Genomic DNA, 12,859 nt, shown 5'->3' on the forward strand with positions numbered 1-12,859 from the left:
CTTCTTGCAAGATCAGGGAAAGGGTTCGGGTCGGGCCGCTTGCAGGGGCAGGTTGGCCGCCTCCCAGGCATCGAGGCCATCGCGATACCAGTACACATGGTTATAGCCCATGGCGGCGGCGCGTTTTACCGCGTTCCAGCTCAGCCAGCAATCGGCGCGGCAATAAAAGACCAGCGGTAGATCCAGCCGCCCGCCAGTGGCCGTGCGCAGGTGATGGCTGAAGTAGCCCTGCCAGGTCGGGTCGAGATCGCCGTCACCGGTATTGGCCAGCCACAGGCTGCCGGGGAGGTTGGCGTGGGGTTCGTTGTCGATGAAACGCCCTTGGAGCCACGGACGACGATAAACGTCGATCAGCACGGGGGGCGAGGCTTGGCCGAGCAGGTGTTGCAGGGCCTGGGTGTCGAGGGTCTGGGCGCCGTCGATGGTGGCGGGCGTCGGGCTGCGGTATTGGGCGATGCGATAGCCCTGCGCTGAAAACAGCGCGGTATCGGCCTGTGCGACATTTAGCGCCAGACCCAGCAGGAGGAACGCCAGCAAGCGGGGCATAGGATTTATCCTTTTTGTTATGCGCCCATTACATGCCAGGGTCGAGGTCTTGTGAATGCGACCATAGACAGGAAAACCAGTACTAAAGTAGTAATTTTAGCCATGGGCCCTGCACAGAACCCTTGTGGAGAACCTTGTGGGAGCGAGCTTGCTCGCGATAGCGACGGGTCATTCGACAATGATGTTGACTGATGCACTGCTATCGCGAGCAAGCTCGCCCACAGGTGAGTCCACCCACAGGGGAATTGTGTCAGGCAGTTCAACTGGCCTTGCGCAGCGCCGCATGCTGCGGATTGAACGTCCACACCGCCAACAGCGCGAACACCAGGGTCAACCCCACGCACACCGCCATCGCCAGCAGGTTGAACTGCTCGTACAAGGCAAAACGCACCAACTCCACGCCATGGGTGAACGGGCTGATTGCGCAGAGCCAGTACAGCCAGGGGCTGGCTTCCTGCATTTTCCACAGCGGGTACAGCGCCGAAGACAGGAAGAACATCGGGAAGATCACGAAATTCATCACCCCGGCGAAGTTCTCCAGTTGCCGGATGGCATTGGACAGCAATAATCCCAGGGCGCTGAGCATCAGGGCCACCAGCAGCAGGGCCGGCAGGGCCAGCAGCAGGCCCATGGTCGGCGGCTGGATGCCGTACAGCCAGGCGATGGCCAGAAAGGCATAGACCTGCAACAGTGAGATCAGCGAAGTCGCCAACAATTTGCTCGCCAGTAGGAACGCCCGGGGCAGGGGACTGGTGAGCAACACGCGCATGCTGCCCATTTCCCGGTCGTAGACCATCGACAGCGAACCCTGCATGCCGTTGAACAACAGGATCATGCAGGCCAGCCCGGGCACGATGTATACCTCGTAGGGTATGTAGGTGTCGTAAGGCGCGATGATGGCGATGCCCAGTGCCGCGCGAAAGCCGGCGGCGAACACCAGCAGCCATAGCAGTGGTCGTACCAGGGCGCTGAGCAGTCGTGTGCGTTGCAGCACGAAGCGCAGCCATTCGCGCGTTACGATGCCGCTGAAACATTGCCAGTACGCATTCATGGGCGGACTCCCGAGGCGGTCAAGCGGGTGAAAGCCGAGCCGAGAGTGCCCCCGTATTCCAGGCTCACTGCGTCGGCCTGCCCGCTGGCCACCAGACGGCCCTGGTGTACGATCAACAGGTCGTCGCTGGGCTGCACCTCGTCGAGCAAGTGCGTGGTCCAGAGCACGCTGATGCCTTGCTCGCTGCACAGTTGTCGGATGTGCAAGCCTAGGGCGAGGCGGCTGGCCGGATCAAGGCCGACACTGGGTTCGTCGAGCAGCAACAGGCGCGGTTCGTGGAGCAGGGCGCGGGCGATCTCAACCCGGCGTCGATGGCCACCGTTGAGGTCGCGTACCCGCTCGTGACGGCGCTCCGTCAGGTGCTGGCGGGTCAGTTCAGCGTCGATGCGGGCGCTGCCCTGGCGCCGCGAAAAACCGTGTAGCGCGAGGTGATAACGCAGGTTCTGTTCGATGCTCAGGTCCAGGTCCAGGGTGCTCTGTTGGAACACCACGCCCAACTGTCGCAAGGCCGGGCGCGGCGACTTCTGCAGGGAATGACCACCGACGCGGATGTCGCCGCGTTGCAGGTCGTACAGGCGCGTGAGCAGGGCAATCAGCGTTGACTTGCCGGCGCCGTTGGGCCCCAGCAGCGCGGCGAAGTGTCCGGCGGGCAGGCTGAAATTCATCTGCTTGAGGGCTTCGCGCGCGCCATAGGCAAAGCTCAGGTCGCTGACCTCCAGGGCGTTCATGGCGTGACCACCACGCCCCAAGGGTAGCGCCCGACTTTCACCGACTTCAGGACCTTGCGGCTCTGCACGTCGATCACCGAGACATCGCCGCTCACCCCATTGGTCGCCAGCAGTTGCTTCTGGTCTGGGGTGAACGCCAGCTGCCAGACCCGCCGACCCACCAGCAGGTACTCCAGCACTTCGAAGGTCTTGGCGTCGATCACCGCCACATGGTTGGCCGGGCCCAGGGCGACGAACGCCAGCTTGCCGTCGGCACTGAGCTTGATACCCACCGGTTGGACCTTGTCCGGGTGCACGCCCTTGATCTGGAACGTCAGCGTCTTGAGGACTTTGCGCGTCGCCACGTCGAGCACCGTCAACGTGCCGCCGATCTCCGCCGAGGCCCAGAGCTGCGTGCCGTCGCGATTGAATTCGACGAAGCGTGGCCGCTGGTCCACCAGGGTGTTGTCGGCCAGGGTCTGGGTGCTGGTGTCGATCCAGTGCAGCATGTTCGTGGTTTCACTGGTGTTGACCGCCCACTTGCCGTCAGGGCTGACGGCCATGCCTTCGGGCTCGACGCCCACGCTGATCTGGCCCAGCACTTCTGAGCTCTGGGTATCGATCACTGTGACCAGGGCATCGTCTTCGTTGGAGACATATAACCAGCGGTCATTGGGGTGCAGGGCGAACTGCTCCGGGTCCTTGCCGGAGGGCAGTTCCTTGATGATCTTGCGGGTGGCGACGTCCATCACCTGGACCCGGTCCGAGTCGCTGGCGCAGATGTACAGCAGGCGATTGTCGTGCGACAGCAGCAAGCCTCGGGGGCGCTGGCCCACCGGCAAGGTCTCGATGACTTCCAGGCTCTGCATGTCGATCAGGCTCAGGCTGTTGTCTTTCTCATTGGAGACCCAGGCGATGCTGGCGGCGGCGCAAGGACCGGCGGCGAGCAGCGCAGCGCCCAGGGCGAGGGATTTGCATAACAGGGCCGGATAAGTCAGGGCGCGGCGCATGGCGGTTTTCCTTATTGTTGTTGTCGATCAGGGGTAACGGCAGCTCACTTCGGGCTGGTCGTAGCCCAGGCTGTCCATCTCGTTGGAGGGGTGCAGAAAACCGTCCTGGGGCGAGGTGCTGACCAGTGCCCGTGGCTGGACCAGGGGAATCGGTTGGCGCAACTGGCCGTTCCAGGGCCGGTAGCTGAGCTTGCGACCCTTGAAGCCGTCCAGGGGCAACTGGTCGCTGAGGGCCAGTTGGCGGATGGCCAGTGGATCGTCCTGACGTAACTTGCTCACGGCGCTGGCGATGCTGCGCACGGCAATCCAAGCGGCGAAATCGCGGTCGTTCATCCAGCGTCCGGCCAGGGCTTCAAAGCGTTTTTGCAGTTGCGCCGCGCCGTAGGTTTCCACGGTCTTGTGCCAACCGGTGGGGGTCAGCCCTTGGGTGCCGGCTACCGGGCGTGGGTACCAGGTCTGGTAGGGCAGGTATTCACCGAAGTCGCCGCGCTCGTCAGCCACCAGCACCACGTCGTATTCGGCGGTCTGGGTGAACAGCGGCATGTCGGCCTGGGCGCTGCGGCGCTGGTCGTTGTCGAACTGCCAGACCTTCTCGGCGACGATCTTCATGCCGAAGCGTTTCATGGCCCGGTGCAATGCGGCGGCATAGGCCTGGTCCTCGGGCGTCTGGCCGACGATCAGCAAGGCCCGCCGCCATTTACGCACGACGCTGAACTGCACCAGGGCATCGGCGAGCATGGCGCGGTCGGGCAGGCTGTGCAGCACGTTGCCCAGGCAGTGGGTGCTGCGCAGGCTATCGTCGGGGCTGCCGGCGTTGAACAGCAGGCTGTCGGGCAGGGCGGCGCTGAGTTGGCGCAGGCTGGCGGCCGGTGCGTTGACCACGAACAGTCGCAGGCCCTGATCGTGTTGGGCTCGGGCGGCTTGGAGCAGCGCTTCGGGGGTGTCGGCGCGGGCGCTTTCCAGGCGGTAGTCGTGCTTGAGAAAACGTCCGGTGCTGTTGCTGTCGACGATTGCCAGCTCAGCGCCGCGTAACCCGGCATCGGTCGGTTCGGTAATGACGTTGGACAGCAACGGGCCTGGATCGGGGCGATAGCCCAGATAGCCGATGCGTACTTGCAGCGGCATGGCATCGTCCGCGTGAGCGGTTGCCGCGGCCAGCAGAGAAACCAAGGCGTAACTGACGAGCCGGCGCATGACATCCTCCATTGCAGGTAGCGTCAGCATAGAAAGCCCAGGCTCATGGGGAAATATGCAGAAAGTACCGCCAGTGCAGTACCAAGGTAGTAACTCACCTTGGAGGCCGGGGTTTTAGCATGCAAGGCATCGTCATTGACCAGGAAGGGACAGACCATGCGGATTCTCAAAGCGCTGCTGCTACCGTTTCTGCTGATTCTGAGTTTGATTGGGGTTGATCGGTTGCCTGGCAAACACAAAACCTGCAAACACCCGCAAGGGATCTGTGGCGTGCATACACACTGCGAGCTCATTCCGGCAATGGGCCGCTAGCCATGTCAGCCCTGTGGCGCATCAATCTCTGGGTTTCCGCCTTTTTCGCCCTGGTCACCCTGGCCTGTGCAGTCCTGTTGTTGCACCAGGCCATGGCCGATGTGAAACGAGAGCTGCAATCGGCCGAGTCGGTGGTGCATTACCTGGGTGAAACCGCCGAGCGCGATCCGGCCAGTCTCCAACCGCGCTTGACCGGCAGCCTGCGTCATGTGCGGGTTCGTTGGCTGGCCCCTGGGGAATGGTTCCCGGCGGATGAAGCCGGGATGAAGGCCTGGCTCGGTCGCCGCCTATTGGATGACGGACCCGCGGCCCAGGTAGTGGATTTGCCGGACGGTCGACGGGCCTGGATTGCCGTCGATCCGCGCGATGAAATCGATGAGATTCTCGATTCCTTGGTGCAACTGTTGTACGTCTGCGCCTTGGCGCTGTCGCTCAGCCTGTTGGTGATTCGCTGGGGGGTACGCCGGGCCATGCGTTTGCTCGATGAGTTGCTGCATGCATTGCGTCAGGTGTCTGCCGGGAACCTGCAGGTGCGCCTGGGCACTGAAGGGGGGGCGGAGGCGCAGCATCTGGCGGGGCATTTCAACCGCATGACCGCCGCCCTGGCCGAGGCCCAGGCCGATAACGCCCGGCTTACCCAGGCCTTGCTGGCCGTGCAGGAGCAGGAGCGTACCCAGCTGGCGCAGACCCTGCACGACGACTTGGGCCAATACGTGGCCGGTATTCGTGCCCGTGCCTGCCTGCTGCGGCTGGTGATGGATCAACCGCCGGCGCTGGAGCAGACCGTCAGCCAGCTCGAAGAGCATTGCGAGCATTTGCAATTGGGTTTCCGGGCACTGGTGCATGACTTGTACCCAGTGGTGTTGCAACACCTGCCGTTGTGCGAGGCCATCAGGCTGTTGGCCGGGCAATGGCAGGCCAGCCAGGGCATCACCTGTCAGGTGTGGATCGACAAAGCACTGCCGCCCTTGTCCGGCCCGGACAAGACCCATTTGTATCGCTTGCTGCAGGAAGCGTTGACCAACGTTGCCCGGCATGCCGGCGCCACGCAGGTGCGGATTCGTCTGCAACGCCGCGCCGGGCGCCTGCGGTTGCTGGTGCGCGACAACGGTTGCGGAGCGACACAACCATCGCGCGCCGGTGTTGGCTTGCACTCGATGTCCGAGCGGGCGCGCAGCCTGGGCGGTGAGCTGCGCATCATCAGCCAGCCTGGCGCCGGTTGGGCGCTGGCCTTGAATATTGCCCTGGAGGCGTGATGAACATTTTGTTGGTGGACGACCATGCGGTGGTTCGGCAGGGCTATGCCAGCCTTTTGCGGGTGTTGATGCCGGACCTGCAGGTCCGCGAGGCGGCCACCGGCGAGGAGGCGTTGAGTCAGGTGCAGGAGCAGGTGCCGCATCTGGTGATCATGGACTTCGGCCTGCCCGGTATCAGTGGCTTGGAAACCACCCGCCGGCTACGCCAGCGCCTGCCACAACTGCGGGTGTTGTTCTTCAGCATGCACGATGAATTGCCCTTGGTGCGCCAGGCATTGGACTCCGGCGCTGCGGGCTACCTGACCAAGAATTCGGCACCCCAGGTGCTTGTGGAGGCGGTGCGGCGAGTGTTGGCCGGGCATGTCTACATCGAGCAATCCCTGGCCACGCAACTGGCCTGCGCCAGCTCGCGCCAGGATGTCGACCCGCGCCTGCAATGCATGACCCAACGAGAGCTGGAGATCTTCGTCATGCTCGCCAAGGGCACCCCGGCCCGGACCATTGCCGAACAGCTGTGCATCAGCGCCAAGACCGTGTCCAACCACCTGACGCTGCTCAAGAGCAAGTTGCAGGTCAGCTCCCATGCTGAGCTGGTGCACCTGGGGATCGATATGGGGGTGGTGCGGGTGGCGGGGTGAAATGACAGAGCCGAACGCGGAGCGTCCGTTGAGGCATTCCCACGCGGAGCGTAGGAACGATCAAGTCTTCACTGATCCCAGGATGTCGGGCACCCGGTACAGCCCTGCATGTTCGCATCCTGGAAATTCCCGTAATGCTGGCGAGAACCGCTCAGGTTGGCCTGTTCCAGGTTGCTTTCGCCGAGCTTGGCTTCCTGTAGGTTGGCGTCGCGCAGGTCGGCGCCCTTGAGGTCGGCCTTGCTCAGCCAGGCCATTTCCAGGTCTGCCGCCTGCAGGTTGGCCTCGTGCAAGCGGGCCCCGGACAGGCGGGCGAATTGCAGGTAGGCCGCCGTCAAGTCGGCCCGCTGGAGTTGCGCGCCCTGGGCGAACAGGCCCCAACCCTGGATCGCCTTGAGGGTGGCGCCGGTGAAGTCCGCCAGGCGCAGGTTGCTTTGTTGCAGGCTGGCCCGGGTCAGGTTGGCGCCTTGAAGCTGGGCGCGCTCCAGATTGGCCAGGTCCAGCCGTGCGTGTCGCAGGTCGGCGTCGCGCAGGTCGGCACCGCTGAGGTTCATTTTGCTCAGGTCTTGGTTCGCCAGTTTTGCGCCTCGCAGGTTGGCGCCGGGGCATTGACTGGATTCGGCGATGGTGCAGCCGTTGATTGTCAGAGAGGGGGCAGAGTCGTCAGCGTTGGCATGGATAATGGTCAGCAGGAGTACAGCAGGGAAATATTTCATGGTTGGAACTCGGTAACTGTGGGAGCGAGCCTGCTCGCGATCGCGGTGGTTCAGCCTGCATTGATATCGACTGATACTGCGCGATCGCGAGCAAGCTCGCTCCCACAGGGGGTGTGGTGTGGCTCCGCCCCGTGATGCAGTCGGGGCCCAGGTTGGAGCAGTTATTTTTGCGCCGTCGCCTTATCCCAACTCGGAATCTTGAACACCCAGAACGAACCACCCTGGGCCACGGGCTTGGTCAGTTCGGCCATGTCGCCGCCCCACAACGGCACGGCGCCGCCGTAACCGACGGTCACGCCGATGTACTGCTCGCCGTCCTGTTCCCAGGTGATGGGTGGGGAGACGATCCCGCTGCCGGTCTGGAATTTCCACAGCTCCTTGCCGGTCTTGGCGTCGAAGGCCTTGAAGAAACCGTCGCCGGTGCCGGTGAACACCAGGTTGCCCTTGGTCGCCAGCACGCCGGCCCACAGCGGCAGCGCTTCCTGGTGTTCCCACACCACTTTGCCGGTGGTGGGGTTCATTGCCCGCAGGCTGCCAACGTGATCGTCGTACATGCGCTTGATGCGAAAGCCCATGCCCAGGTAGGCCGAACCTTTCTTGTAGTTCACTTGCTCGGTCCAGTATTCCTCTTTCCAGTGGTTGCCGGGAACGTAGAACAGGCCGGTGTCCTGGCTGTAGGCCATGGGGTTCCAGTTCTTGCCGCCGAGAAACGGTGGCGAGACTTCCACCGGCTTGCCTTTGGTTTCACCCGGCAATGGCTTGGCCGGGCGCTGACCGGGGTTTTCCACCGGCCGACCGGTCTTGAGGTCGATATGACTGGCCCAGGTGATGTTGTCGACAAAAGGGAAGGCGTTCTGCAGTTTGCCGTTGTTGCGGTCCACCACGTAGAAGAAACCGTTGCGGTCGGCGTGGGCGGTCGCCTTGACCACCTTGCCGTTCTTGTCCTTGTAGTCGAACAGCACCAGCTCGTTGTTGCCGGAGAAGTCCCAGGCGTCGTTGGGCGTGTGTTGGTAGAACCACTTCACTTCGCCCGTGCTTGGGTCGACACCAACCTGGCCGGAAGTGTAGAGGCTGTCGTAATCGTGAGGGTTGCCGTCCTTGGCCGTGCGCGCCCAGGTGTTCCATGGGCCAGGGTTGCCCGCGCCGACGATGATGGTGTTGGTCTCGGCATCGAAACTGGCGCTCTGCCAAGGTGCGCCGCCACCGTGGCTCCAGGCTTCGACCTTGCCGGTCTCGGTGGTCTTGTCGTCGGGCCAGGAGGGCGCCTTGACGTCGCCGGTCGGCGTGCTGTCCTTGCCGTTGAGGCGGCCCATGTGGCCTTCGACGAATGGCCGCATCCAGACTTCTTCACCGGTGTCCGGGTCGCGGGCGAACAACTGCCCGACCACACCGAACTCGTCGCCGGAACTGCCGTGGATCAGCAGCACCTTGCCACTGGTCTTATCCTTGATCAGCACCGGGGCGCCGGTCATGGTGTAGCCGCTGGCGTGGTCGCCGAACTTCTTGTTCCACACCACTTTGCCGGTGTTTTTATCCAGGGCGACGACGCGCGCGTCCAGGGTGCCGAAGTAGATCTTGTCGCCATAGATGGCCGCGCCGCGGTTGACCACGTCGCAGCAGGGGCGAATGTTGTCCGGCAACCGGTGGCTGTAGGTCCACAGGCGTTTGCCGGTCTTGGCGTCAAGGGCGAACACTCGCGAGTACGAGCCGGTGACATACACCACGCCGTCGCTGACGATGGCCTGGGATTCCTGGCCGCGCTGCTTCTCGTCGCCGAAGGAGTAGGACCAGGCCGGGGTGAGCTTGAACACGTTCTTGTCGTTGACCTGGGCCAGCGGGCTCCAGCGCTGGGCGTTGGTGCCCATGCCGTATTGCAGCACGTCCTGGGTGGTCAGGTGGTCGTTGGCGATGTCTTCCCAGCTGACGCCTGGTGCCGCGGCGCTGGCCAAGGGGCTCAGCGACAGACTGCCGGCCAGCAGCAAGGCAACGGTCAGGGAGGAGAGGGCGGGTAGCGTTTTTATTCTCATGGTGGCAGTTCCCAGTGAAAGGTTTTGGCCTGACTAGGGTGAGTCGCACCACGCCCTTGCCGATACGGAAAAAGTCCCGCCCTTGCCGGGAAGACTTCCCGAACGGCCTGTCTTTACGACCTGCGTCGGATGGCCTGCTACCAAGGAACTAGAACGCGACCACCAAAGCAGCATTCGGCTGGCGGCAGGGGGTTCCTAAGATGAAGGCACGGCTTCTTCACAGAGGTCTTGCGTGCAATCTAGAGGGCATAACAATGACAACAAAACGCAACGCCATCATCGCTAGCGCACTGCTGATGGGGCTGGCCGGCGCAGGCTCCGCATGGGCCCATGGCAACGTGGTGCCCCAAGCAGTGGAAACCAAGGGACTGACCCCAATCAAGGACACCGGTGTCGCACTGGACGGTGACGGCTGGGCGACGGTGAACCCTTATCGCACCTCACCCGAACACGACCGGGCACTGGAGATCGGCTCATCGGCCTACAACCAGAACTGCGCGGCTTGCCATGGCCTGGAAGCCAAGTCTGGTGGCATCGCCCCGGACCTGCGTCTGCTCGACGCCGCCGACGCCGGGGATGAGTGGTTTGTCGAGCGCGTACGTCACGGTGCGGTGCGCGACGGCCGGGTCTACATGCCGAAAATGGCCGACTACTTGAGCCAGGAAGCCTTGTGGGCGGTGCGCACCTATCTCGACAGCGTGCACGTGGAGGAGTGATCGCCATGCGCCTGTTCGGGTGGGTAATGTGCAGCCTGCTCCTGTGTGGCCAGGCGGTGCAGGCGCAGGTGCGCAGCTACGACCAGATGATCGCCGCCGGTGAGTTGAAGGTCGCGGTCTACAAGGATTTCGCACCCTACAGTTTCGAAGACCACGGTCAACCCAGGGGCGTGGACGTGGAACTGGCCCAGGCCCTGGCCAAAGCGCTTGGCGTGCGCCTGCAACTGATGTGGGCACCGCCGGGTGAAAAACTCGATGACGACCTGCGCGATTACATCTGGCGCAGCAGTCCGTTGCACGAGCGGCAATTGGCCGACCTGATGATGCGCGTGCCTTACGATCACGACTACGCGCAAAAGCGCAACGACATCGGCGAACTGGCAAACGCCCAGGTGGTGATGTTCGGGCCTTATCAGCAGGAGTCCTGGCAGGTGGCGTACGACCGGCGCCGGTTGGAGTCGGTGGGCAGTGTCGCGGTGTTCCAGCAGCACCCCATTGGCGTTGAAGTCGACAGCGTGCCGTCGTTCTACCTGACGTCGGTGTTCAACGGCATGCTCCGGGCCAGGACCCACCATTACCCCGGTGTCAGCCAAGCCTTCAAGGCCATGCAGGCCGGGGAGGTGGATGCCGTCATGGCCATGCGCGGTGAGGTCGATTGGCAAGTGCACGAGGCGGCTGATCCGCAACTGGCGCTGGCGGAAAACGCCTACCCGAACATGGGCAAGCAACGCTGGGAAATCGGCATGGCGGTGCATGAAAGCAACCGTCAGTTGGCCTATGCGGTGGAGGAGGCGCTGGAAGGCTTGATCCGTGACGGCAGCGTCAAGACCGTCTATGCCCATTACGGCCTGCGTTACGAAGTGCCGGAGATGTATCAATAGGAGCGCCGGGATGAAATGGGTCATGTGGTGCCTGCTGTGGTGTGGTCTGTCGATGACCACGTGGGCGGCGGTCGAGCCAGGGAAAGATCCGGTGCCGTCGGTGATGTGGGCCTTTTATCACAAGCAATTGCTGGGGGATGCGCCGTTCGTGTTCGACGACCGGGTGCGGCTGCTGGCGCCACCCTTTGCCGAAAACGCACGCCAAGTGCCACTGGAAATAGATGCCCGGGCCTTTACCGGCGACGTCGTACGGGTGCTGGCGTGGGCCGAGCTGAATCCGTTGCCGAAAATCGTCGACTTCCAACCGGGGGAGCGAGTGCTGCCCTGGCTGTCGATCCGCATCCGCATTGAGCAAGCCACGCCATTGCGCGCCGCCGTGCAGACCCGCGATGGCTTGTGGCACGTCGGTTCGACCCTGATCGACGCGGCCGGTGGCGGCTGCACCGCGCCCAGCGTGGTGCGCACCCAGCCGGGTTGGGAGGAACACTTGGGCGAGGTACTGGGCGCCCGCTATCCCCGGGGTGATTCAAGTCGCCTGCGCCTGCAGGTGGCCCATCCGATGGATAACGGTCTGGTGAGCGGCATCCCGGAGTTTTTCCTCAACCAGGCGCAACTGCTGGACGCCGACGGCCAGGTGCTGGCGCGCCTGGAGTTGTTCCCGGCGGTCAGTGAAAACCCCAACCTGGGCTTCGACATCCGAGGCCCGGGCCAGACCCGCCTGCTGCTGCGCGACAACAGCGGCAATACGTTCGAGGCGGCGATCCCCTGACCACAAGGAGCGCGCCATGCGCTGGTTGTTGCTGATGTTCCTGAGCTTGTGCTGGCCGACGTGGGCCGGGACGGACTATGCACTCAAGCCCCGGCAGATCGCCGAAGGTACCTGGCTGCTGGAAGGCAGCACCGAGAATTTTGCCAAGGCCAACGGTGGCAACATCGTCAATACCGCGTTCATCGTCACCGATGCCGGCGTGGTGGTGATCGACACCGGGCCGTCGAAGCGCTACGCCGAGGCGCTGCGCCAGGCTATTGCCGCGACCACCGATAAACCCGTCATCCAGGTGTTGCTGACCCATCATCACCCTGACCACGTCTTGGGCAACCAGGCTTTCAGCAACGTGCCCATTGGCGCCTTGGCGGGTACCACCGACCTGCTGCGACAACAGGGTGAAGCGCTGGCGGAAAACATGTACCGGCTGGTGGGCGACTGGATGCGCGGTACTGAGGTGGTGTTGCCGACCCAGGTGCTGGCGGACGGGACGTTGACGGTGGGTAATCATTCGTTACGTCTGCTGGCATTAGCCGGCCACACCGGGGCCGACCTGGCGATTCTCGACGAAACCACTGGCGTGCTGTTTGCCGGCGACCTGGTGTTTTACGAACGGGCCTTGACTACCCCGAACAGCCCGGGGCTGGAGGTCTGGCTCCAGGACCTGGACACCTTGCAGAGCTTGCCCTGGAAGCAGATCGTGCCCGGCCATGGCCCGGTCGCGACCGACGCCCGGCCTTTCTCGCAGATGCGCGACTACCTGGGCTGGCTCGATCAACTGATGCGCAACGGCGCGGCGCGGGGCGATGATATGGTCGAAATGATCCGCAGCCCCATACCCGAGCGCTTTGCCGGGATCAGCTTGACTCGGTATGAGTTGATTCGCAGCGTCAGTCATCTCTATCCACGCTACGAGCGGGCGGGGATGACGCGGGTGGATGCCCCCTGATCCTGTAGGAGCTGCCGAAGGCTGCGATCTTTTGATCTTTTGATCTTTCGCTTGAGATTCAAGTGTTTGGGGAAAGATCGCAGCCTCGTTGCA

General features: G+C 63.3%; 13 protein-coding genes. 6 read left to right on the top strand and 7 right to left on the bottom strand.

The features are described 5' to 3' along the window. Positions 1-12: 12 nt before the first annotated feature. The 5 genes from AACY31_RS06520 to AACY31_RS06540 form a co-directional block, all read right to left on the bottom strand. Complete coding sequence (locus AACY31_RS06520) at positions 13-546, bottom strand: PQQ-dependent catabolism-associated CXXCW motif protein (RefSeq protein ID WP_339479238.1); 534 nt, start codon at positions 544-546, stop codon at positions 13-15. A gap of 259 nt (positions 547-805) precedes the next feature. Next, on the bottom strand, positions 806-1,597 hold the full coding sequence (locus tag AACY31_RS06525) for an ABC transporter permease (protein WP_339479240.1): 792 nt from the start codon (positions 1,595-1,597) through the stop codon (positions 806-808). Beyond that, positions 1,594-2,325: an ABC transporter ATP-binding protein gene (locus AACY31_RS06530; protein WP_339479242.1), complete on the bottom strand. Its 732-nt coding sequence runs from the start codon at positions 2,323-2,325 to the stop codon at positions 1,594-1,596. The genes AACY31_RS06525 and AACY31_RS06530 overlap by 4 nt, the downstream gene beginning before the upstream one ends. Further along, a complete protein-coding gene (locus AACY31_RS06535) occupies positions 2,322-3,314 on the bottom strand; it encodes a YVTN family beta-propeller repeat protein (RefSeq protein ID WP_339479243.1) in 993 nt (330 codons plus the stop codon). Before AACY31_RS06535 ends, AACY31_RS06530 begins: the two co-directional genes overlap by 4 nt. Before the next feature lie 27 nt (positions 3,315-3,341). Further along, on the bottom strand, positions 3,342-4,508 hold the full coding sequence (locus AACY31_RS06540) for an ABC transporter substrate-binding protein (RefSeq protein ID WP_339504190.1): 1,167 nt from the start codon (positions 4,506-4,508) through the stop codon (positions 3,342-3,344). A 314-nt stretch (positions 4,509-4,822) separates the two neighbouring features. Here AACY31_RS06540 and AACY31_RS06545 point away from each other — a divergent pair, with 314 nt between their 5' ends. Together AACY31_RS06545 and AACY31_RS06550 are read left to right on the top strand one after the other, a co-directional pair. Next, on the top strand, positions 4,823-6,076 hold the full coding sequence (locus AACY31_RS06545; RefSeq protein WP_339479247.1) for a HAMP domain-containing sensor histidine kinase: 1,254 nt from the start codon (positions 4,823-4,825) through the stop codon (positions 6,074-6,076). Further along, positions 6,076-6,714 carry a response regulator transcription factor gene (locus tag AACY31_RS06550; protein ID WP_339479249.1) on the top strand — a complete coding sequence of 213 codons (639 nt, stop codon included), beginning with the start codon at positions 6,076-6,078 and terminating at the stop codon, positions 6,712-6,714. Before AACY31_RS06545 ends, AACY31_RS06550 begins: the two co-directional genes overlap by 1 nt. 68 nt (positions 6,715-6,782) lie before the next feature. Here the strand turns inward: AACY31_RS06550 and AACY31_RS06555 are convergent, their stop codons facing one another. Continuing rightward, positions 6,783-7,427, bottom strand: coding sequence for a pentapeptide repeat-containing protein (locus AACY31_RS06555; RefSeq protein ID WP_339479251.1), 645 nt, complete (start codon positions 7,425-7,427; stop codon positions 6,783-6,785). A gap of 161 nt (positions 7,428-7,588) precedes the next feature. Further along, positions 7,589-9,454: a quinoprotein ethanol dehydrogenase gene (exaA, locus tag AACY31_RS06560; protein WP_339479253.1), complete on the bottom strand. Its 1,866-nt coding sequence runs from the start codon at positions 9,452-9,454 to the stop codon at positions 7,589-7,591. Between the two features lie 254 nt (positions 9,455-9,708). Between exaA and pedF the strand changes: the two genes are divergently transcribed. The 4 genes from pedF to AACY31_RS06580 are packed head-to-tail and all read left to right on the top strand — an operon-like array spanning position 9,709 to position 12,766. Beyond that, complete coding sequence (gene pedF, locus AACY31_RS06565; RefSeq protein WP_339479255.1) at positions 9,709-10,170, top strand: cytochrome c-550 PedF; 462 nt, start codon at positions 9,709-9,711, stop codon at positions 10,168-10,170. Between the two features lie 5 nt (positions 10,171-10,175). Further along, complete coding sequence (locus AACY31_RS06570; protein ID WP_339479256.1) at positions 10,176-11,051, top strand: substrate-binding periplasmic protein; 876 nt, start codon at positions 10,176-10,178, stop codon at positions 11,049-11,051. 10 nt (positions 11,052-11,061) lie between these two features. Further along, complete coding sequence (locus AACY31_RS06575) at positions 11,062-11,820, top strand: quinoprotein dehydrogenase-associated SoxYZ-like carrier (protein WP_445261526.1); 759 nt, start codon at positions 11,062-11,064, stop codon at positions 11,818-11,820. Positions 11,821-11,836: 16 nt separating this feature from the next. Then, positions 11,837-12,766 (top strand): quinoprotein relay system zinc metallohydrolase 1, encoded by a 930-nt coding sequence (locus AACY31_RS06580; protein WP_339504192.1) that lies wholly within the window; start codon positions 11,837-11,839, stop codon positions 12,764-12,766. Positions 12,767-12,859: the final 93 nt, after the last annotated feature.

It is taken from the genome of Pseudomonas sp. RL_105y_Pfl2_101 (assembly GCF_963970585.1).
Taxonomy (GTDB): Bacteria; Pseudomonadota; Gammaproteobacteria; order Pseudomonadales; family Pseudomonadaceae; genus Aquipseudomonas.

What these genes read in the sequence shown, in the direction of transcription:
- AACY31_RS06520 (WP_339479238.1), bottom strand. Translation starts at nt 546, where the DNA reads ATGCCCCGCTTGCTGGCGTTCCTCCTGCTGGGTCTGGCGCTAAATGTC.
- AACY31_RS06525 (WP_339479240.1), bottom strand. Translation starts at nt 1,597, where the DNA reads ATGAATGCGTACTGGCAATGTTTCAGCGGCATCGTAACGCGCGAATGG.
- AACY31_RS06530 (WP_339479242.1), bottom strand. Translation starts at nt 2,325, where the DNA reads ATGAACGCCCTGGAGGTCAGCGACCTGAGCTTTGCCTATGGCGCGCGC.
- AACY31_RS06535 (WP_339479243.1), bottom strand. Translation starts at nt 3,314, where the DNA reads ATGCGCCGCGCCCTGACTTATCCGGCCCTGTTATGCAAATCCCTCGCC.
- AACY31_RS06540 (WP_339504190.1), bottom strand. Translation starts at nt 4,508, where the DNA reads ATGCGCCGGCTCGTCAGTTACGCCTTGGTTTCTCTGCTGGCCGCGGCA.
- AACY31_RS06545 (WP_339479247.1), top strand. Translation starts at nt 4,823, where the DNA reads ATGTCAGCCCTGTGGCGCATCAATCTCTGGGTTTCCGCCTTTTTCGCC.
- AACY31_RS06550 (WP_339479249.1), top strand. Translation starts at nt 6,076, where the DNA reads ATGAACATTTTGTTGGTGGACGACCATGCGGTGGTTCGGCAGGGCTAT.
- AACY31_RS06555 (WP_339479251.1), bottom strand. Translation starts at nt 7,427, where the DNA reads ATGAAATATTTCCCTGCTGTACTCCTGCTGACCATTATCCATGCCAAC.
- exaA (WP_339479253.1), bottom strand. Translation starts at nt 9,454, where the DNA reads ATGAGAATAAAAACGCTACCCGCCCTCTCCTCCCTGACCGTTGCCTTG.
- pedF (WP_339479255.1), top strand. Translation starts at nt 9,709, where the DNA reads ATGACAACAAAACGCAACGCCATCATCGCTAGCGCACTGCTGATGGGG.
- AACY31_RS06570 (WP_339479256.1), top strand. Translation starts at nt 10,176, where the DNA reads ATGCGCCTGTTCGGGTGGGTAATGTGCAGCCTGCTCCTGTGTGGCCAG.
- AACY31_RS06575 (WP_445261526.1), top strand. Translation starts at nt 11,062, where the DNA reads ATGAAATGGGTCATGTGGTGCCTGCTGTGGTGTGGTCTGTCGATGACC.
- AACY31_RS06580 (WP_339504192.1), top strand. Translation starts at nt 11,837, where the DNA reads ATGCGCTGGTTGTTGCTGATGTTCCTGAGCTTGTGCTGGCCGACGTGG.